The 20337-nt window shown below is 43.2% G+C and carries 24 protein-coding genes and 2 tRNA genes; 11 read left to right on the top strand and 15 right to left on the bottom strand.

Features of this window, described 5'->3' with window-relative positions; genetic code table 11:
- Positions 1 to 193 precede the first annotated feature (193 nt).
- The 8 genes from hppD (at position 194) to R7P69_RS08305 (ending at position 5804) form a co-directional block, all read left to right on the top strand.
- Positions 194 to 1267 (top strand): 4-hydroxyphenylpyruvate dioxygenase, encoded by a 1074-nt coding sequence (gene hppD / locus R7P69_RS08340; protein WP_005388950.1) that lies wholly within the window; start codon positions 194 to 196, stop codon positions 1265 to 1267.
- Positions 1260 to 2390 (top strand): homogentisate 1,2-dioxygenase, encoded by a 1131-nt coding sequence (locus R7P69_RS08335; RefSeq protein WP_213969538.1) that lies wholly within the window; start codon positions 1260 to 1262, stop codon positions 2388 to 2390. The genes hppD and R7P69_RS08335 overlap by 8 nt, the downstream gene beginning before the upstream one ends.
- A 9-nt stretch (positions 2391 to 2399) precedes the next feature.
- Complete coding sequence (locus tag R7P69_RS08330; protein WP_182016186.1) at positions 2400 to 3437, top strand: fumarylacetoacetate hydrolase family protein; 1038 nt, start codon at positions 2400 to 2402, stop codon at positions 3435 to 3437.
- A 20-nt stretch (positions 3438 to 3457) separates the two neighbouring features.
- Positions 3458 to 4126, top strand: coding sequence for a maleylacetoacetate isomerase (maiA, locus tag R7P69_RS08325; protein WP_182016187.1), 669 nt, complete (start codon positions 3458 to 3460; stop codon positions 4124 to 4126).
- Positions 4127 to 4320: 194 nt separating this feature from the next.
- The gene (locus R7P69_RS08320; protein WP_005377831.1) at positions 4321 to 4980 is read left to right on the top strand and encodes a DUF2726 domain-containing protein; all 660 of its coding nucleotides are present in this window, start codon (positions 4321 to 4323) and stop codon (positions 4978 to 4980) included.
- A gap of 119 nt (positions 4981 to 5099) precedes the next feature.
- On the top strand, positions 5100 to 5438 hold the full coding sequence (locus tag R7P69_RS08315; protein WP_053303140.1) for a hypothetical protein: 339 nt from the start codon (positions 5100 to 5102) through the stop codon (positions 5436 to 5438).
- Positions 5439 to 5617: 179 nt separating this feature from the next.
- Positions 5618 to 5694, top strand: a tRNA-Val gene (locus tag R7P69_RS08310).
- Between the two features lie 33 nt (positions 5695 to 5727).
- A tRNA-Val gene (locus R7P69_RS08305) sits at positions 5728 to 5804 on the top strand.
- Positions 5805 to 6063: 259 nt separating this feature from the next.
- On the opposite strand, the gene R7P69_RS08300 is transcribed toward R7P69_RS08305, so the two are convergent.
- The 15 genes from R7P69_RS08300 to R7P69_RS08230 all read right to left on the bottom strand — a co-directional run bounded on the left by R7P69_RS08300 (position 6064) and on the right by R7P69_RS08230 (position 17138).
- Entirely contained in the window at positions 6064 to 6294 is a 231-nt protein-coding gene (locus tag R7P69_RS08300) for a hypothetical protein (protein WP_017820907.1), read from the bottom strand.
- A gap of 129 nt (positions 6295 to 6423) precedes the next feature.
- Entirely contained in the window at positions 6424 to 7062 is a 639-nt protein-coding gene (locus tag R7P69_RS08295) for a DJ-1/PfpI family protein (RefSeq protein ID WP_017820908.1), read from the bottom strand.
- Between the two features lie 165 nt (positions 7063 to 7227).
- Positions 7228 to 7626, bottom strand: a complete 399-nt coding sequence (locus tag R7P69_RS08290) for a VOC family protein (RefSeq protein ID WP_017820909.1) — start codon at positions 7624 to 7626, stop codon at positions 7228 to 7230.
- Positions 7627 to 7831: 205 nt separating this feature from the next.
- Positions 7832 to 8404 carry a hypothetical protein gene (locus R7P69_RS08285; RefSeq protein ID WP_225466652.1) on the bottom strand — a complete coding sequence of 191 codons (573 nt, stop codon included), beginning with the start codon at positions 8402 to 8404 and terminating at the stop codon, positions 7832 to 7834.
- Between the two features lie 192 nt (positions 8405 to 8596).
- Positions 8597 to 9046 (bottom strand): nuclear transport factor 2 family protein, encoded by a 450-nt coding sequence (locus tag R7P69_RS08280; RefSeq protein ID WP_005377826.1) that lies wholly within the window; start codon positions 9044 to 9046, stop codon positions 8597 to 8599.
- A gap of 163 nt (positions 9047 to 9209) precedes the next feature.
- Positions 9210 to 9599: a lysozyme inhibitor LprI family protein gene (locus R7P69_RS08275; RefSeq protein ID WP_065274430.1), complete on the bottom strand. Its 390-nt coding sequence runs from the start codon at positions 9597 to 9599 to the stop codon at positions 9210 to 9212.
- Between the two features lie 404 nt (positions 9600 to 10003).
- Complete coding sequence (locus R7P69_RS08270) at positions 10004 to 10255, bottom strand: TIGR03643 family protein (RefSeq protein WP_005377824.1); 252 nt, start codon at positions 10253 to 10255, stop codon at positions 10004 to 10006.
- A 98-nt stretch (positions 10256 to 10353) separates the two neighbouring features.
- The gene (locus tag R7P69_RS08265) at positions 10354 to 10854 is read right to left on the bottom strand and encodes a GNAT family N-acetyltransferase (protein ID WP_017633971.1); all 501 of its coding nucleotides are present in this window, start codon (positions 10852 to 10854) and stop codon (positions 10354 to 10356) included.
- 150 nt (positions 10855 to 11004) lie between these two features.
- Positions 11005 to 11385 carry a hypothetical protein gene (locus tag R7P69_RS08260; protein WP_138939935.1) on the bottom strand — a complete coding sequence of 127 codons (381 nt, stop codon included), beginning with the start codon at positions 11383 to 11385 and terminating at the stop codon, positions 11005 to 11007.
- A 153-nt stretch (positions 11386 to 11538) separates the two neighbouring features.
- A complete protein-coding gene (locus R7P69_RS08255; protein WP_017633973.1) occupies positions 11539 to 11943 on the bottom strand; it encodes a DUF1801 domain-containing protein in 405 nt (134 codons plus the stop codon).
- Between the two features lie 141 nt (positions 11944 to 12084).
- Complete coding sequence (locus R7P69_RS08250; RefSeq protein ID WP_005377819.1) at positions 12085 to 12417, bottom strand: YnfA family protein; 333 nt, start codon at positions 12415 to 12417, stop codon at positions 12085 to 12087.
- Positions 12418 to 12481: 64 nt separating this feature from the next.
- On the bottom strand, positions 12482 to 12949 hold the full coding sequence (locus tag R7P69_RS08245) for an Sbal_3080 family lipoprotein (RefSeq protein ID WP_005385757.1): 468 nt from the start codon (positions 12947 to 12949) through the stop codon (positions 12482 to 12484).
- 418 nt (positions 12950 to 13367) lie between these two features.
- Positions 13368 to 14051 (bottom strand): DUF4336 domain-containing protein, encoded by a 684-nt coding sequence (locus R7P69_RS08240; protein WP_042522525.1) that lies wholly within the window; start codon positions 14049 to 14051, stop codon positions 13368 to 13370.
- A gap of 249 nt (positions 14052 to 14300) precedes the next feature.
- Positions 14301 to 15776 (bottom strand): Na+/H+ antiporter NhaC family protein, encoded by a 1476-nt coding sequence (locus tag R7P69_RS08235; RefSeq protein ID WP_054576461.1) that lies wholly within the window; start codon positions 15774 to 15776, stop codon positions 14301 to 14303.
- Positions 15777 to 15794: 18 nt separating this feature from the next.
- Positions 15795 to 17138: a glutamine synthetase family protein gene (locus tag R7P69_RS08230; RefSeq protein ID WP_238952304.1), complete on the bottom strand. Its 1344-nt coding sequence runs from the start codon at positions 17136 to 17138 to the stop codon at positions 15795 to 15797.
- Between the two features lie 340 nt (positions 17139 to 17478).
- On the opposite strand from R7P69_RS08230, the gene R7P69_RS08225 reads away from it, so the two are divergent.
- From R7P69_RS08225 to R7P69_RS08215, 3 genes are read left to right on the top strand one after another with little or no spacing between them, the layout of a single operon-like run.
- A complete protein-coding gene (locus R7P69_RS08225; protein WP_238952305.1) occupies positions 17479 to 18225 on the top strand; it encodes a gamma-glutamyl-gamma-aminobutyrate hydrolase family protein in 747 nt (248 codons plus the stop codon).
- Between the two features lie 18 nt (positions 18226 to 18243).
- Positions 18244 to 18801: an HTH-type transcriptional regulator PuuR gene (puuR, locus tag R7P69_RS08220; protein ID WP_005377813.1), complete on the top strand. Its 558-nt coding sequence runs from the start codon at positions 18244 to 18246 to the stop codon at positions 18799 to 18801.
- Positions 18802 to 18836: 35 nt separating this feature from the next.
- Positions 18837 to 20321 (top strand): aldehyde dehydrogenase, encoded by a 1485-nt coding sequence (locus tag R7P69_RS08215; protein WP_176310937.1) that lies wholly within the window; start codon positions 18837 to 18839, stop codon positions 20319 to 20321.
- The last annotated feature ends 16 nt before the right edge of the window (positions 20322 to 20337 follow it).

Here is a 20337-nt window from a genome sequence, read left to right as displayed (position 1 = left end):
ATTGAAAATAAGCAGTTTGTTTGATGTTTACGAAAGTGGGTTCGATGCGTTCTCTGTGTGTAATATATATTTTACAATTATGCGTAAAAATCGCCAAGATAAAGATTTCTCCCCACGTATTCCAATTTCTCAAGACCTGCGCCAAGTTAGAAAAATAAGTCCAAACAAAAGCTACTGAGACAAGGAGAAAGTCATGGTTGATGCATATAACCCACTAGGAACAGACGGATTTGAGTTTGTTGAATATACTGCTGCTGACAACAAAGGCATTCAACAGCTTAAAGATCTGTTTATATCGTTAGGTTTTGCGGAGATTGCAAAGCATCGCTCAAAAGAAGCGTGGTTATATCGACAAGGTGACATTAGCTTTATTGTGAATGCGCAGCCGCATAGCCAAGCTGAGGGATTCGCCAAAGTTCACGGTCCGTCGGTTTGTGGCATGGCATTTCGTGTGAAAGACGCCACCGTTGCTCTGGCGCATGCGTTAGAGAAAGGCGGTAAAGAATATAAAACGGAAATTGGGCCGATGGAGCTAAGCATTCCTGCTATTTATGGCATCGGTGAAAGCTTGCTTTATTTTGTCGACCGTTATGGAAAGCAGAGTATTTATGATGTCGATTTTCGTTTTTATGATGATGCTGATGAACGTTTATCAAAAGCGAATGTTGGTCTTTACGAAATCGACCACTTAACGCACAACGTTAAGCAAGGCAACATGGATGTCTGGTCTGGTTTCTATGAGCGCATTGGTAACTTCCGCGAAATTCGTTATTTCGATATCGAAGGTAAGTTGACTGGTCTTGTCAGCCGTGCGATGACCGCACCTTGCGGCAAAATCCGAATTCCTATCAATGAGTCGTCAGATGATAAATCACAGATTGAAGAGTTTATCCGTGAATACAATGGCGAAGGTATTCAACACATCGCATTGACCACTGACGACATCTACGAAACGGTCAAAACCTTGCGTGAGCGAGGCATGGACTTTATGCCAACGCCAGATACTTATTACGAGAAAGTCGATCAGCGTGTTGAAGGCCACGGTGAAGATGTAAGCAAGCTTCGTGATTTGCAGATTCTTATTGATGGTGCACCAACGAAAGATGGCATCTTGCTACAGATCTTTACTCAAACCGTTATCGGCCCTGTGTTCTTCGAAATCATCCAACGTAAAGGCAATGAAGGCTTTGGCGAGGGTAACTTCAAAGCGTTGTTTGAATCGATAGAAGAAGACCAAATTCGCCGAGGAGTATTGAGCGATGCATAAATGGATCACATTCCCTCATCGGGAGGGAGTGTGCTCTAAACAAGCACATGCTGACTTCCCGGAAGAGGCAATTTATGAACGTGAGGCAGGTCGAAGTGGCTTCTTCGGCCCCGCAACACATTTTCATCATCAACATGCCCCAACGGGGTGGTCTGAGTGGGAGGGCGAGCTACGTCCACGAGCGTTTGATTTTAATCTAGTCGAAAAAGCCAGCCATATTACCCCTTGGGCAGTCCCGCATCTATTACACAACGCGAATTGTAAAGTTCGTGTTTGGCGTATGGATGAAAAAATGGACTTCTTGGTGAGAAATGCAGATGGCGACGAACTGCTATTCATCCACCAAGGTACGGCAGATCTCTACTGTGATTATGGTCATTTGAAAGTGAGCGAAGGGGATTATGTCATGATCCCGCGCTCAACGAGCTGGCGTTTAGAACCAAGCGAGCCGATGTTCATTCTGATGATTGAAAACACCGATGCGGCTTATACATTGCCCGAAAAAGGCATGGTTGGAAACCACGCGGTGTTTGATCCGGCGGTTTTAGAAACGCCGTCGATCAACGATCAGTTCCGTGCTCAATATTCTGAGAATCAAACACAGGTTGAGGTGAAACGCCACGATAAAGTCAGTGTTATCACTTACCCATTCAACCCGCTGGATGCGATTGGCTGGCATGGTGATTTGGCGGTAGTAAAAGTGAACTGGCGTGATATTCGTCCACTTATGTCACATCGTTACCATTTACCGCCTTCGGCACATACTACATTTGTAGGAGCAGGATTTGTGGTGTGTACCTTCGTTCCTCGTCCAATTGAAAGTGATCCTGGAGCGCTCAAAGTACCGTTCTACCACAACAATGACGATTATGACGAAGTCTTGTTCTACCATGCAGGTGATTTTTTCAGCCGTGACAACATTGAAGCAGGCATGGTGACATTCCATCCAGCAGGATTTACGCATGGTCCTCACCCGAAAGCATTCAAAGCAGGGCGAGAGCATAAGAAGACTTTCACCGACGAAGTTGCGGTCATGATTGATACGCGTCACGCACTTCAGTTTTCGGATGAGCTGGAAAAAGTAGAAAACAAAGAATACGTCTATAGCTGGCAAGAGAAGTAAGAGGCAAGGATGAAATTAGCAACCAAGAAAAATGGCACTCGTGACGGTTTGTTGATGGTCGTGAGCAAAGACTTAACGCGCTGCGTACCAGCGACAGAAATTTTCCACCCCATGAACTTAGCACCGACGATGCAGGTGGCACTTGATAACTGGGATACGCTAGCACCGCAACTGGAAGAGCTATACGTTGCACTGAACAATGGCACGGTTGCAGGGTATGAAGAGTTTGAAACGCACTACTGCGAGTCGCCGCTTCCTCGCGCTTATCAGTGGGCTGATGGCAGTGCTTACGTAAACCACGTTGAGTTGGTTCGAAAAGCTCGCGGCGCTGAAATGCCAGAGAGTTTTTGGACGGATCCGTTGATGTACCAAGGAGGCTCTGATGCCTTTATTGGTCCTTGTGACAACATCGAGTTTGCGAGTGATGAATGGGGTATTGATTTCGAAGGTGAAGTGGCTGTGGTAACTGGTGACGTACCAATGGGCGCGAGTGTTGCAGAGGCTCAGGAGTCGATTCGTTTGATCATGCTGGTGAATGATGTCTCACTGCGTGGGCTAATTCCCGCAGAATTAGCTAAAGGGTTTGGTTTTTTCCAATCTAAACCTTCTTCTGCGTTTTCTCCTGTGGCAGTAACACCAGACGAACTAGGCGATGCGTGGTACGAAAACAAAGTGCATTTACCATTGGTCTCGACCTACAACCACAAGCCGTTTGGTCGCCCGAATGCAGGTATCGATATGACGTTTGATTTCGCAGACTTAATTGTTCACGCGACTAAAACGCGCCCGCTATCTGCTGGGGCAATTATAGGTTCTGGCACGGTATCTAATAAGCAAGGCGCCGAATATGGCACTTCGATTGAGGAGGGTGGCGTTGGCTATTCATGTATCGCGGAAGTTCGCATGATTGAAACCATTCGTGATGGTAAGCCGTCGACTAACTTCATGTCGTTTGGAGATTCAATCAGATTGGAAATGTTCGATGCGGATGGCAACAACATATTCGGCTCGATTGACCAACAAGTTAGCCAATATCTCAAGCACTAACAATGCTGGTGGGAGACGATATGAGCGATAGCATGATTTTATACGGATACTGGCGATCATCGGCGGCGTATCGTGTGCGTATTTGCTTGAATCTTAAAGAGTTATCGTATGATTCAAAATCGGTACACTTGGTGCGCAATGGTGGCGAACAACACAGTGACGAGTACCATGAGTTAAACGCTTCTGAACTGGTTCCTTTGCTGGTGGATGGGGAGGTTCAGTTAACCCAGTCACTGGCGATCATTCAATACTTAGAAGAACACTACCCGGATGTCACTGTGATCCCCGAGCAAACGCCGCTTCGATACCAAGCGCTAGCTTTGGCTCAGGATATTGCAATGGAGATTCATCCCCTGAATAACTTAAGAGTTCTACAGTATTTAGAGGGGGAGTTAGCTTGCGAGCCAGAGCGCAAAGTCGCTTGGATTCATCACTGGATCCACAAAGGTTTTACAGCATTAGAAGAGAAACTTCAGAAGCATCGTAAACTAAATGGTGATTGCAAGTTTAGCCTGACAAGCTCGCCATCTATTGTCGATATTTGTCTGGTACCACAATTTTATAACGCACAACGCTTTGGTGTAGATACCTCTTTTTATCCAACCATTAACGCGGTTGTGCAGTCATGCAATCAACTGCCAGCTTTTATTGATGCGATGCCAGAGAATCAGCCAGACGCTAATAGTTGATTCTTAGCATACATAATGTATTAACAAAATTTAAACGAGCCAATCCAAGTGTGTGATTGGCTCGTTTTTATGGTGAGCAAAATTTTCTGTTTCTCGCTATCGTCGTGGCGCCTCAAAATTGCGAGGTTTTGTTGCTCTGCATAACATTTCCATTTACGCTTTGAGCAACGAGTTGTTTTGGATGCACTTTATTTATGACCAACATTTTTATCATTGTTGTTCTTCTGGTTTTATTCTTCTTTGTTATTCAAAAGTACGTGATTAAGCACGATGACACGCGTGATTATCCTTATCGCTCGAAAGGCCCTCTGCTCAGAGGTCAAGAGGGTGCGTTCTATAATGCGTTAAGAGCGGCGGTCGGGGAGCATGCCGTAGTATTCGCGAAAGTAAACATGTCCAGTTTGGTTACGCCAAAAGAAATCAAAAATAAGAAGCAGTTTTTTGTCGCGAACAATCGTATATCTCGAAGCTATTTTGATTACGTTATTTGTGACCCAAGGACACTAGAGCCGCGCGTTATCGTTGAATTGGATAATGGGCAGGAGCTAAACAAGGGTAAGATAGAAAGACAAAAGTTATTGATTCATGTTTGTAAGACGGCCAACCTGCCTTTAATTGGCGCCTCGATAAAGCACAGTTATCAAGTTGGGCGATTACGTCGTTTGCTTGCGGCACACATTGATTTGATTGAGCCCGATAAAGAAGTGCGTTTTTGTAAAAAATGCGGCAGTCCGATGATCATTAAAACCGCAAGCCAAGGTGAGTTCAAAGGGAGACGTTTCTTTACTTGTAGCCGTCAGCCGAATTGTACATACACCGAAAATTATAACGTTGTGTTTGAGGCGGACGACTAAACACGACAATTAACCAGCAGAAACAAGGGGCTTTGATTAGAGATGATCAAAGCCTTTTTTGTATCATTCATCAAGGCAGGGCCTATACTTTGAAAAAGAGGGCAGAATAGGGCAGCCATATGCGATACGGATGGATTTTATCGGCGTTGTTCATCGCATCGAATGCTAGTGCGATACCTAATTTGAAACCACTGGAGTGTGAATTGACAGAGACACCCCAAGATCATTTCTTGTTTTACCGAGAGCAAATGGTTTACCACAGTGAGCAGTTTGTCATATTTCAAAACTTCAAAGGCAGGGTGAGCACTCAAGTAGACGTCAAAACAGGAGAGTTGATCCGTACAACCTATATCGGCGAACCATTTAAACCTAAATATCAGATTTTGTTCGGCACTTGCCCTAAGGTATCGCAAACCTTACAGATTTGGATGCTCAGTGAAGTGCCTTACGACAATTAAGTGAGATAATAAAAGTTATATAGATCACACTTTTAAACCCTGCAGGCTCAGTCCTTGTCGATAAAATCATCTGAAAACGCGTGTTGAGTTTACATTTTCGCCAAACGGTTCAAAGTTGGTAAATTTGTGCTTGCACCGTCGTTCGCTTATAGCTAATATCCTCGTCGTTCCAGAGAAATGCGTCCGTAGCTCAGCTGGTTAGAGTATCGCCTTGACATGGCGGGGGTCGGTGGTTCGAGTCCACTCGGACGCACCATTCTGAATTGAATGGTTAGGAACATAAAAATTTGGGTCCGTAGCTCAGTTGGTTAGAGTACTACCTTGACATGGTAGGGGTCGGCGATTCGAGTTCGCCCGGACCCACCAAATTTTAGAAAAAGCCCACCTTTTGGTGGGCTTTTTTGTGTCTGTAATTCATTGATACTCAAGTAAAACTACTTCTTTTCTTGTCCCTTGTTTTTGCTCTGCTTTAGCCCCTTGTTAGAGATAAAAGCGCACTACTTGATCCGCAACACAACCTCAAAACCCTAAATGCAATGCATAAGGTGTATACGCTTCAAACCCACTAGAGCCGTCTATAAATCATGTTGCGTGCCACTAGCCGTGGCATTAGAGACAATGACTATTAATCTAAATTATCTGGCGTGTGAAGATTGGTGCCGCATATTGTACATTTGTAGTCACCAGTCGCTTCGCCTTCCATTAATGAGCTAATTATTGCTGCAAATAGACCTGAGAAGAAACCTTTAGCTTTTTTCTCGGTCTTTTCCTGCGCTTTAGAGAAGCTTTCGTACCGATGCAGCGTTACTTCTTTACAATTACAGCAAAACGCTCTTGTCTCTTCAGAACCGTACATTTTTACCAATTGATTTACTCCCTGTAAGTTAATTTCCCCAAGTGGCGTTATGTTCAAGGGTAAGTCACACAAGACTGATGTGTGACTTACCCTAAACACTAAAACTAACGTAATGTAAAACACCACATGTTATGAATGATTATTTAACGCCTTGTTATCCGAGCTTGCTAACTCTGCTGATTGAATAGTTGTGGCAATAAGTTCTTCAAACAGCTCTAATTGCCCAGCAGGTATCAATTGATTTTGTATAGCTTTTCGTTTGTTTGAGTCAAATAGCCGCTCTGTTAACCAACCAATTAGATACATCAGTGAAAGACAGCCACCGGCCGTCGCTACATTACCGTCTATCACGAGAGGCAGATCCTGAACATCTCCTCCCATACTTTGTAGAACAGCCTTTGCATCTGGGTTTGTTGTTAATCGCTTGCCTTTTAGTAAACCGAGTTCATGGAGGATGAATGATCCCGCACAAATCGAACCTATTAGCTGCCTATTTGGATCAAGATTCAACGCTGACATAAATTCAGCATCTTTTAAAGCGGCTGGAATACCCTGTTTGCCGCTTGTAATAAGAACGACATCTTGATTCGTCACCTCAGAAAGGTGTCCGTCTGTTTTAACTTTCATACCGAGGTGGGAATGATGTTCAGATTTAGTTCCAAGTATACTTACTGTCCAACTGTCGGTTGTGCGCCCCAGCAAGTCATACATAAGAAAGAAATCGACATCCGTGAAATCATCAAATAAAACAACGCCGATTTTATACATAACATTTATCCTTTTGGACTTACTCGTAAGTCGCAAAATGTGTAGTAGGAGGGGAGGGGCATTCAATACGCAAGCTTCTACTGAGCACCTTAAACACCAAAGGCGGTGCAAACTAACAATGCCATGTGTGCCAAATCCCTATTATAAAACTTTGTTATGTTTGTTTTATGAGCCCGCCCAGAAAAACTCAACCCTAATACCACTTGGGTCGTAACACATTAAATGTTTTGCGGGTCCTGTTTTAACAAGCTCGGGACCAAACTCAATTTCGATTCCCGACGCCATAAATTGATCACGCAACTCATCGAGTTGCTTCTCAGTCTCTACCAGTAAAGCTAAGTGATGCAAACCAATATTCGTTTTTCTGTCAAATGGAGTGGCGGCATCAGCCTTAGCCGCCCATAGTGTAAGCATGATATGCCCATCACTCACAAATATTGCCGGGTAGTCTGGATTTCTTTTTACTTCACTCCAACCTAATTGTTCAGTGAAAAACTTCGCGCTTGCTTCTAGGTTAGATACGGTTAAACCTACGTGGTGTATGCCTTTTGTTAACACAGTCACTTTGTTTCCTTACTCGTTTTAATGGCTATCAAACAAAGATAACTCGATAAAAAGTAAGCATCAATACACATATATTGATTAACTTCGTCAATCTATTCGAATACGGTAATCCAACTGGAAACATAACATTGTAAACAAGAAACCCAATCTTGAACTAAAAATTAAACTTAGAGTTCATTCTTAAGTGCTGTATTAATCAAATACATTAATAGCCATAATATTTAAGCCAGCCTATAGGGCATATCATTCCATTAAAGGTTTGAATGTTCTTATTCAAGCTAACGTCTTCCAATTTGTAACAGTGAACAACATTACTAGTCGAAGTAGATGCTGGTGTTGAATACGTCACAGGTTTAGAAGCGTTTGCTTTATGTATTTCATGTGCTCGCTGTTGGTCTATCGCCACTTGATTCTTATGATTGTTAACTTCTCGCAATCCAGATTCTAGGGGTAGGTGCCAATCCTTACATGTTGTTCCTAAACCATCATTCTGAGACTGATATTCTGATAACGCTACACGAGCTTCATTTACCGACTGATCGATATCGGACTGATCGACTAGCCAAGTAGAAAAAGAATAGTTAATGGCCTCTCGATAGTTTACCGATTGCTCTAAGCTATAAGCATCGGAATGAAAACAGGCCTCTACCACTGCCCATTGAGTCGATAGGTTTGATAATACGTTTTCAGGTATAGGCTGTAGCTGGCTTTGCGTAGACTGGCAACCGGCTAGAAGAAAAGGGACAGGGAGTAGTTTTAGAAAAAATTTTTGGTTCACTTTAATCTTAAAATTAATGCAATCTTTTTCATTATCATAATACAGGACGATTGAAGAAAGTAGCATTTCTATCAGTAAGGGAATGTGGCTAACGCACTGATAAGGTGTGAGTAAAGCGATATCAAAGCCCTCAACACACCTTAACTACGAATACTACCGCATAACAAAGATGCTATGCGGTAACGGTAGTATTCAGGCTTGAACAGTTTGTCGCACGTTGCTCTCGCCTGACAGCACGGAAATTCTCTCAAAATCTCGACTCGGGAAGTCAGGGTCTACGTACACAAACATACGACTTATCATTTTTCCTTCAAACTCAAATACACTACAAAAACGCCCTGTGGAAACTTTGTTGTCCGGCCAAGAGGTACCATCACTCATTACGCCGCCTTCCTGTCCTTCAACAATGACCTTGTTTCCAGCAGTCGTTATTTGAAAGCCGTCTATGTCGTGCCAGATACTAATCAACGAGCTACCAATCCTATTGCCAAACTCCACTAAGGCACTCTTTCCTTTCGCTTGCCCAAATTTAGGAAAGAAAAAATCAACATCCTCTGAGAATAGATCCAGATAGCTAGGATCACCGGCATCTATTTTCTCGAAATACTTAACTACTAGCCCAACTAAATCGTCTTTTTCCATAATTATTTCACACCCATATTAGCTTTACGCACAACGCAGGGTTAAGTAGTAAGCGGAGCGACCACTCAACCTGAACGTTTGCATCTTAAACACCGAGTACATTTAAACTGAAATTGCCAAGAGTTGCGAATCTTATTGAAGTGCTTTGTTAGATGTAATCCGTTTAGCCTACGTATACTCCATTGAAGTACTCGACGCGTTCTAACGTCATTCTTAACTTACACTCTTCAATCTGGACACCTTGCCAGGGTGAGGGTGTGGAAGACAGGCCCGTAAATTCACATTCGGCGTCTCTGTATTTTAGCCAAGCTCTTTGGGCCTTTCGAAATGGCTCTACCAGTTCGGTCTGAGACCATGTTTTCCTTAGTGCTTTTTCTTCCTCACCTATTCTAGCGATTGCTTCCTTGTAACTTTCGTTAAGCTCTTTATCTGCAGATTCCATCTTCTTTTCTACACACTGATAACCAGCCATAACGCCCCCGCCTTTTACTTTGCAGGGATCTTCAACATCATCAGAAGCCAAGCAAGGTAAAGAAACCAACGCAAACATCATAAGTAATTTGTTCAAAATTGCCTCCAAGCTCCGAGTGCTTGTTAAACAGTTATCCGCTATTTTTCCTTTTTAATCATGCAGCTTTTTATCTGTGCCTTCAAAGATAAAATAGAAGGTTAGTGATTCTAGTGCCTAAACAGAAGGTAAAAGAGATTGATACACGGATTAAATGACGCCTTAATCTGAGTTACTTTTAGTGGGCGTTTTGTATCAATCTTTTCTGTGGAATCATTAGTTTGATGGCGACTGAGGACGTTAAGATGACTCCCATTGAATTTATTATCGCCCTGAAACACCTAGGTTGAATTAAGTGGTGACTATTCCCCTCCAATCATGAAGTTGGTTCAAAGGTAGGGCGATAAATGTTGCGATTCGTAATAAAAATTTATGCCAAGTGCAGTTCGCTATCGCGGCTTATATTGAGTTGGGCAATAACCTCTAATGATGTCTGAGTTTCGTAGCTTGTTGTGTTTTGTATTGCGCCCCGAAACCCTTTTACGCCACAATTTAAAGCTACTTGATTTGAGCCGGCTACGCATAAACTGAATCACGTCGGATTCATTCAAACCAAATTGAAATTCGATAGCCTCAAATGGGGTGCGGTCTTCCCATGCCATTTCTATTATTCTTGACTCAGTTTCCGAGGTCAGTTTCATTTCAAATAACCTATTTTAGAAAAGAGATTTCTACGACGGAAATTGAGTCTTGGTTCAAATGTTCTTATATGCGTGCTTAGTGTTTAGCGACATAACACCTACAAAAACTTCTCAATGAGGACTTCGTCTACGTATTTCCCACGAACTTTTGCATGCTTCTTCGCGGTCCCTACGATTTCGAAGCCTTGTTTGAGATAGGCTGATAACGCTCGCTCATTATCGCTGCGAACGTACGCAAATAGTTTTTCGTAACCCTTTTGTTTGGCTACTTCGAATGTCGATTTGAAAAGCTGTTTAGACACACCTTGGCCACGAGCACCGTCACTAACAAACGTACCAATTATGCCAACATGGTCAAAAGCTTTTGTATATTGTGCAAAGGGCTCGATATTTTGGAAACCAATGACTTGTGAGCTATTTTCGGATAAAGCGACTGTAAACACGCCCCGTTCTGGGAAATGAGTAATGAACTCTTTTTCTTCTTCAGGTGTGAAAGGCGTATCTAATACAGTGTATAAACCTTCAATAATGATGGGATTGAGGACGTTTGTAATGCCTTCAGCATCACCTAAAGTTACCTGACGTACAATTAAATTCATGCCACTTAGCTCCTATTAAAATTAGGGCTGCTTTGTACATGAGTTGGAGACTTGCGGCAACAAGTAACGTCATTAAGTCGTAAAGAATATACCTATTACACTTAAACGGCGGTTAATAGTGCTGATTGTTACTTTAGTATTTCTGATATATCACTTTTTAAGTGACGGCTTAACTTCTACAGAATATTTCCACATCACGATCCCGTTTTCTACAAGATCATAACTCGCGCTTTGACCCTCGGAGTTGAGCACAAATACCGGCATTTCCATCCTTGACGTAGAGCCATCTTGGTTGCATGACATGGTAGCTTCAAGCTGTATACTATTTTTGCTCGGTTCTGAAAGGGTCCCTAAGTACGTGCAGCCGTCGACAAAACTGGTTTTGCTTTTTCCTTTAGAGGATATTTCAAAAGTCGGAAAAATGAATGTTGATTGAGGCTCTGTTACTACCACATTGACTTGATAGTTCGTCGCTGAAAAAGCATTGAAATGAGCTCCAAGCATAAGTAAGAACAAGATTTTTGATTTCATAAACTCTTCTTTATTTCGATATTACTAGTTTGGTTACGGCGCTATTAACGTGACCACTTAATCTAAAACTTTACTGCGGAAGCATTAAAAAGGATACAAAGGTAGAGTAGTTGAATATGGTTAATCGGCCGTAAATAGTTTTATTAAGCGATCTTACATACCTAAAAGAGGTAAGTTCTTTCGCTTTTGATAGGTTAATGCTAATTCTAAACAGGTCTTGATTGAAGCTTCTGGCAAAGGTGCTGATAAAGATAGAATTATTGCTCGATTACCCTGAAACTCAAGTGAGTCACTATACAGTTCGCGGAATGTGTCGACGAGCTTAGTTTGGCAATTAAAGAACAGATAATAACGACTAGGCGTTTTCTGTTTCCAATCCATCCTTACCGGGCTACCTGTTTTCACACTGTAGCTTGGCTCTCCCCATTTTAGAGATTCTTCAACTTCCCCCAGTTTTAATTCAGAAGCGATAGTTAAGACGATATTTCGTAGCTCTTCTATCCGAATACGCACATGTTTTGGATACTCATCAAATCTTGCCTTCACTGCATGGTTCATTAGTATCTCCTATAAATAGCGCTGTTTTGGGGTGAAGCCCAAGCGTACTTTGGCTATGTAGCAATTACGTCATAATGTTATTAATCAATAAATCTAGCACATAGCCAAAATACTAAGCGTAAGGGTTTCCCTCGGTTACGTTTAGGATGCTCTGGGTGAAAACATGATGATTGACATGCCAAGCATAGCGACAGAAACCCCCACTATGTCCCAGAGCGTTGGTCGAACGCCGTCGATACACCACAACCATAGAATTGCGACAAAAATATAGACACCACCGTAAGCGGCATAAACTCTGCCAGTTGCGGTAGGATGTAAAGATAGAAGCCAAGCAAACATAGCAAGGCATAGCGCTGCTGGTACCAAAAGCCAAACTGACTTATCTTCCTTTAACCAGAGATAAGGTAAGTAGCAGCCTAATATTTCTGCAATGGCGGTTATAAAGAAAAGCCCAATGGTTTTGACTTCAGTCACTTAAACATTCCTATCTTTCTCTACAAATATATGATGCTTGTTAAATGGGCAATTGTTCGGCTCATTACATTTCGCCCAGCTTAATCTTGGATTGAGCCTCACTCACGGTTTGTTTACCGAATAACAGATCCATCATCGAAATGATTCGTTTGTTGTCTTTACCCCATTTATCTGGATTCGCGCTGTTTGGTGCTTTAAATTCAACTTGTCCTACTTTTTCGTTATTTTTGTAGGCTTTGATCTGAGCATCAGCGATAAATGTTCTAAAATCCCAGCTCCAGCGTGATACGTAAGTAAGTGTTAGCTCAGAGCTAACAGGAGGCGTGCCGTCGCTTACGACTGTGCATTTATGGGCGGTATCCAAACACCAGTCTTGCATCGAATCTAAGAAAACATCTCGCGTGGCGTTGTCTTTTACGATGGTGATTTCCTTGCTCTGATTTTCTTTCGAGATTGTTTCTACCGTATACTTTGGTGCCGCACATGCAGCTAATAGAATAGGCAAGCTTAGAATGATGAGTTTTTTGTGCATCTTATGTCTCTTTTTTTTAAATTTATATATTCAAACAACTTCAAGATACTGAGTTCAACGAGAATAACTAACAAGCATGGCAACTGTTATTAACAAAACCTTTAGAGTAGAAGGGTTTGTTTCGGGAGTATGCCAATGTCTCGATGCAAAATAATTAGTAAGAGATTGCTATTGCGTTATGTTAACTCTTGAACTTATGTCCGTATCAATGTCCAGAATTCTTCGCATTGAAGTTTTTGAAGTGCAATTCTAACGGAATTTTAAATTGCTGCATAATGCTCAATTAAGAGGAATAGGGGAGCTTATCGTTAAACATAACGTGTAGTGCTGTAAATTCGTCCCTAAGACTAAGCTAAAAGGGCCTAATGTTTTAAAATAGCTTCTTGTCTATTCTGTTGTGTGAGTTTTCAATGTTGTCTCATACTAGCCACTTAAAAGAGCGCTGTAAGAACTCGTCTGCATTATCAAGGACGATTTCACCGTGAGCCATAACCAATATATTAGGTTTCCAAGACAGCAATTTATTTAAGTGTTTTCGAGCCTCTTGTTTGCTAAACATAAAACTTAGGCGCCAATCCAAAGGCATTTTTCCATTCGGAGCAAGAATACCGGCCCCTTTAGCCACAAACCGCTGCCAGTAGTTAAAGTTCTGGCCAGAAAAATTCTCGACGAGGTCAGTAACAATTAAGGTCTTTGAAAGTCGATGATAAAACACACACTCTTCCATTAATGGAGAGCCAGAAAATAGTTCTTGTTCAATCTCAGAGTTCCAAGCATTACCGCCTTGGTTAAGTGAAGCGTGAAAGTGTATATCACGGCACTTCTTAATGACTTCATTTGTGCCATAAACTTCTGCGCTAGGATAGGCAGATACCCATTCAGATAAGAACAAGTGGTGTAAATGATTAGGAGCGATTAAGTATTTCACTTGGCCTAGATTGTTGATTTGCTCTCTAATCGAATTTGATAACTTAATTGGACTATGAATCCAAAGGCCACCATCAGAAAGCCTAACAATAGTCATACGAGTGGTGTATGGGAGTCCTAAGAATTGGACGGGATCTCCGTCAAATATCCATATCTCATGGGCTAACTTTTTCATGTCTCTCCAACCGTTAACACTGTATTAAGGCGGCATTTAAGTTACTCAAAAGCTGCCTTGTTGCACAATAAACGCTTCGCTAAGCGTAAACCAAAAATATTAGGTTTACCAAACCCTTATTGAGTGCAGCTGTATATCTTTGAGTATTTTTATACTGAACGGGCGTAAAGTAGTTTTAAGAGGATCATTTGACTTGATAGAACAAAACCCCGCTATTTTTGAGCAGGGTTTTGCAATTAGATAAAGGGGCTAACCGATGATGAAGAAGAAAATCGCGGTTGCAACAATACCAATCAACGCATAAGGAAACTGTGTGGTTGCGTGTTGCATTGCTGTACAGCCCGAACCTTGTGCAGATAACACGGTTGAGTCACTAAAGAAACAAGAGTGGCTCCCTGCCGCTGATGCTGAAAGCAGCGCTGCAACGGTTAAGTGTAGAGGCACACCAAGCTGTTCGCCCAAAGGTAGAACAATTGGCATCGCTACTGCAAACGTTCCCCAAGACGATGCCGTTGCAAATACCAACGCGCCCGTAATCATAAAGATAATCGCCGGGAAGTAAGACGCTGACAGGTAAGGGCTGACGGTCTCAATGACATATTGTGTGACGCCCAATGAGTCGTTGACCGATTTCAACATGAAACCACCAATAACGGTCGCAAGCGGCAGTAGCATAACTTTAATGCCATCATAAACAGCTTCGAACATGTCGTTCATCGAGATCAGTTTTTGTGCGCCGTAAAAGCTAATAGTAAAGATTAACGCGACGAAAACACCAGCAAGTAGATCGATACCAAAGTACCAACTTGCGGCAACAAGTACGATCATTGGTAACAAGAAGTTGACAAGGCCCATGGTTGGGTTGGTATGTGCAGATACATCGGGACCAAAGTCGACATCTGTTGCACCGTCTGGACGAACTTGACCATTCTTCGCACGCTTTTCTGCCTTTTTCATCGCGCCTAGATCTGGGACCTTTTCCATTGCAACCAGCAAAACAATCACCAGCGTTACCCAGCCGTAAGCCATGTATGGAATAGCTTCAATGTATGCTTTGATACCATCTCCCGCTTCTGCTACTCCGTTTGCTTCTAGCAACGAACTGAAGAAAATTGCCCAAGTGGAAATCGGTACGAGGATACAGATAGGCGCGGCGGTTGAATCCACAAGATATGAGAGCTTTTCACGCGAGATTTGGTAGCCGTCCGTAACTTTTTTCATTGAGGAAGAAATTGCAATCGCATTCAAATAATCGTCGATAAAGATCAGAATACCTAAAGCAAAGGTCATCAGCATCGATTGCTTACGGCTTTTTACTTTCGTGACCAGCATGTCGGAGAAGCTTAAGATACTGCCGCCTTTCTCCAAAATAGCAATTAGGCCGCCCATCAAACCACAAACGAGGATGATCCAAGCAATAGTTTCATCCATCATTACACTCATGGAAATATCAACAATCTGTTCCACCGCTTCAGTTGGGTTAAGCAGAAGAACACCGGCAATAGCGCCGCTAAAGAGGGCTTCCACAGTTCGGTGTGTTGTCAGCGCAAAGACCAATACCAACGCCGTTGGTAAAAGACTCATCCATCCGTAGGCTTCGCCTTCCTCATGGTTCAAACCGATTGTGGTAAAAAAGACAAACGTCGCAACCGAGATTAAAGAAACAATAATGTGTTGAGAGTTGATTTTAAGAGGCGCATCCAGCGCCTTGGTCTGCGTAGTCATAAAGTTCATTTCCTTTGTTTATGCCGAGTGCAACATCCAGTCGATTTCCAATGGAGTAATCGCTCGCTCAAATTCTGCGAGTTCACTCTGTTTGCAAGCTAGATACAAATCGATAAAATCTCTTGAGATGTATTGAGCTAGCTCACTGTGCTCCAGTCGCTCTAGAGCTTCTGACATACGCAGAGGTAACTCAATTGCATCATCACTGAGAGTCGGTGGACATTGATCTTTGGTGTAGCTTTCACTCGCTAATACTGCGGAAAGTACTACTGCAGCGAGAATGTATGGGTTAACGTCAGCGCCTGCTATACGATGCTCTATACGGCGATTTTTGCTATCGCTGATAGGCACACGCAACGCAACACCGCGGTGGTTTTCTCCCCAATCGGCTTTGGTCGGGACGTAAGCGCCAGGAACAAAGCGACGGTAAGAGTTAACGTTAGGACAGATTAGGGCCATGGCATCGGATGTTTGTGACAGCATCGCTGCCATGGTTTGATAGAAGAAGGCGCTCGCTTGACCGTCTGATTGGCTAAAGTGGTTGTTACCATCTGTATCAACCAAGCTGAGATGAATGTGCATGCCATTACCCGCTTGCTCACTAAAAGGTTTCGCCATAAATGTGGCGTCAAATCCGTGCTGATGAGCGACCTGGCGAATCAAGCGTTTTGCGATGATGATTTCATCACATGCTCGAAGTACATCTTTAGAATGGTTGAAGTTGATTTCGAACTGCCCTGGGGCCGATTCAGATAGGGCTCCGGAAGTGTTTAAACCTTGTTCTAATGCAATTCGATTAAGGTCGGCCAAGAAATCAGCGTAGTCATCTAGTCCATCAAGGTCGTAAACCTCGGTATCTTTTTCTCGAGTTTTTTTCGTGGGGTTAATTGCCGTTAATGGTTCGCCATTTTCGCCGCGGGTTTTGTCTATTAAATAGAACTCCAGCTCGAGCGCGACACAAGGATATTGGTCTTTAGCATGCAGTGTTTGCAATATAGAAGCGAGAATGTTTCGGATGAACAGTGGGTTAGGGTGCTGCCCGGTTTCATCCATCATACTAAGCAGTAGCTGACCAACTTGTTCTTTTGCCGTCGGCATTAAGGTGCCGCTGATTGGATAGCAGAGATTATCTGGTTCTCCGAGATCTTCTCCCAACCCGGCCGTTTCAACGACGTTACCTTTGCTATCTAGGGTGATGGTCGAAAGGGGGAGGGCAACACCTTTATTCAGTTTTTCTAGAGCATCTATCGGGATGCGTTTTCCTCTTGGGGTGGCATTTATATCGGTAAAGATGAGATCGATAAATTCAATATCGGGCCATTTTTGTTTAAAATTTTGTACTTCCTGTAGATACGATTCCATTTTCTTCTCCAAATAGCCTGACGAGTAGAAATTAGAAATAACCAAATTAACAAATAAATTACAGCACTCTGAACGAGTTGTTTGTTTTTCAGGTTATTTTTAATTTAAACATGCACTTACACTGTGCTTTTGATGTTTAACGGCTGGTTTTTATGTCTTTCTGTTAACTATTTTGTAACAGTTGGTTTTGTTTTGTTCAATATAATGAGCATAAATATTCAGTTTTGAAGCCTAAAAAGTGCGCCAGATCACGTTGTGACGATAATAATGGTCATCTTTGTTGATAATTTTGTACATGGTTTGTAGGGTTTGTGTTAAATAAATTGAACACGGACATATCATGGCAGATACACACAAACCCATCATTGGTGTGGTTAGCTGCGCTAAAGAGTTGGGTGGCTATCAGATACAAGCGGTCAACGACTTTTACCTTCGCGCCATAAAGGATTTTGGAGGACTACCGATTATGTTGGCTCCCGACATGTCGGGCGATGACGTAACCACCATCCTAGACATATGTGATGGTTTTCTTTTTCCTGGCAGCCACTCTAACGTTGCGCCACATCGATACAATGCAACGCACGAAGAGAGCTACAAAGATGAAGCTCGTGATGAGCTCTCATTCACGTTAATTCGTCATGCGGTTGACCAAAACATTCCGTGCCTTGGTATTTGCCGCGGCTTTCAAGAGATGAATGTCGCACTTGGTGGCTCGTTAAACTCAGCCGTTCATGACTCCGGATTCAATGACCATCGTGAAGCGCCTGTTGAAGATTTCGAACAAAAATACGCGCCAGCACACGCTGTGCTAGTTCAAAAGCAGAGCTTATTTGAACAATGGCTGGTGCAAAATCATTGGGAAAATACCACCTTCTTTGAAGTGAACACACTACACAACCAAGGCGTCGATCAGCTTGCTCCTCTATTACAAGTAGAAGCTAAAGCCCCGGATGGCTTGGTAGAAGCATTTAGTCTTCCTAATCAAAAATTTTTCGTTGGCGTGCAGTGGCACCCAGAATGGGAAGCAAAAACCAATCATTTCTCTCAAATTTTGTTCAATGAATTTATGATGGCTACCTCTCGTTAAACGTTTGGAGCTGTATGAATGGACAATCAAGAGATTGGTAAAAATATTGTTCAGTTACGAAAAAAACATGGATTGTCACAAAGGGAACTAGCCGAGCGCGCTGGTATTACCCACAGTGCAATCTCATCCATTGAAAATGGCAAAGTGAGCCCGTCGGTCAGCTCACTACAAAAAATCGTTAATGTATTTTCTTTATCGTTATCAGAGTTTTTCACTTTTGAACAACCTTCGAACGATGAAGTGAAAGTAGTCATCAAGCCGTCAGATCTTGTGGAAATCGGGAGCGAGACGGTGTCCATGAAACTGGTAACGAATGGCGACAAAGATCAAGTCATCGGATTCTTGATCGAGGAATACGCACCTTATGGAACCACTGGTGCGGCAGAAATCAAACACGAAGGCGAAGAGATTGGCACCGTATTAGAGGGTGAAATCACTCTGGAATATAAAGGGCAATCTCATGTCATAACAGCGGGCGAGTCGTACATTATTGATACGACGAAGCCCCATCGATTTACAAATCACACAGACAAGGCTTGTCGAATGATAAGTGCGCATACGCCAACCACATTTTAGTGGGGGCTTGCCTTGTGTGATCACAAGGAGAGCGTATGAAAACCCAAGAGCAATGGATTGAACTAAAAAACAATCTAAACATCGAAAACAGGGCGTACATTAACGGTGAATACAGTGCTGCTTTAACAGGGCAAACCATCCCGGTAGTTAACCCAGCAACAGATGAGATATTCACCGAAATCGCCCGTTGCCAAAATGAAGATGTTGATCTCGCAGTTTCATACGCTCGCCAAGCATTTCAATCCGGTCAGTGGAGCGAGAGCAGCCCAGCTCATCGCAAAGCAGTGCTTAAACAGTTTGCTGACTTGATTGATCAAAACCAAGAAGAATTGGCTCTGCTAGAAACGCTTGATACCGGTAAGCCTATCTCTCACAGCTTCTCTACCGATATTCCTGGTGCGGCGAGTGCATTACGCTGGTACGCAGAAGCAATCGACAAAGTATACGGCGAAGTTGCCCCAACCGAAAAAGATGTACACGCTTTTATTTCTCATCAACCGATTGGTGTGGTTGCTGCGGTTGTACCGTGGAACTTCCCACTTTGGCTTGCGTGCTGGAAGCTTGGCCCTGCTTTAGCGGCTGGTAATAGCGTGATTCTAAAACCGTCAGAAAAATCTTCTCTCACCGCGATATTCCTAGGTCAACTTGCTTCTCAAGCGGGCTTACCAACAGGCGTTTTCCAAGTCGTTACGGGTTTTGGTCATGAAGCTGGCGACGCGCTGGCGAAACACCAAGACGTAGACTGCATCGCCTTCACAGGCTCGACGCGCATTGCAGGTCAACTGATGGTCAGATCGGGTGAGAGCAACCTAAAGCGTGTGTTTGCAGAAGCGGGCGGCAAGAACGCGAACATCGTGTTTGAAGATTGTGATGATTTAGACCGCGCAGCAGCAGACACCGCCGCAGGGTGTTTCTACAACCAAGGTGAGGTGTGCGTCGCGGCAACCCGCCTGCTTGTTCACGAAAGCATCAAAGATCAGTTTATAGAAAAAGTTATTCAAGCGTCGAAAGCGTTCACGCCAAAAGACCCAATGGACCCAAGTTCATCCATGGGTGCACTCATCGACCAAGATCATAAATCAAAAGTATTGGAATACATCTCGTTAGGTGAATCAGAAGGTGCAAACGTACGTTGTGGTGGCGATGTCGATGGGCAGGGCGCATTTGTTTCCCCAACCATTTTAGACAACGTCGACAACAAGATGCGTGTCGCCCAAGAGGAAATTTTTGGTCCGGTGCTGTGTGTCATTCCATTCAAAGATGAAGCGCAAGCAATTGAGATCGCTAACGATTCGAAGTACGGCTTAGGTGCTGCACTTTGGAGCAGCAATATCAACCGCGTTCATCGCGTAGCAAAACGACTGCAAGCCGGCTCGGTTTGGGTCAACAACTACAACGAAGGTGACATGACGGTCCCATTTGGCGGATTCAAAATGAGCGGAAATGGTCGAGACAAGTCTCTCCACGCGATTGCAAAATTCACCGAAACCAAAACCACTTGGATTCGCCTCCATCCTTAAGCCTGCTGACGATTAC

Source organism: Vibrio sp. 661 (assembly GCF_033339315.1).
GTDB lineage: Bacteria > Pseudomonadota > Gammaproteobacteria > Enterobacterales > Vibrionaceae > Vibrio > Vibrio alginolyticus.
The sequence above is the reverse complement of the archived record's forward strand: the minus strand, read 5'-3'. Positions and strand labels throughout refer to the sequence as shown.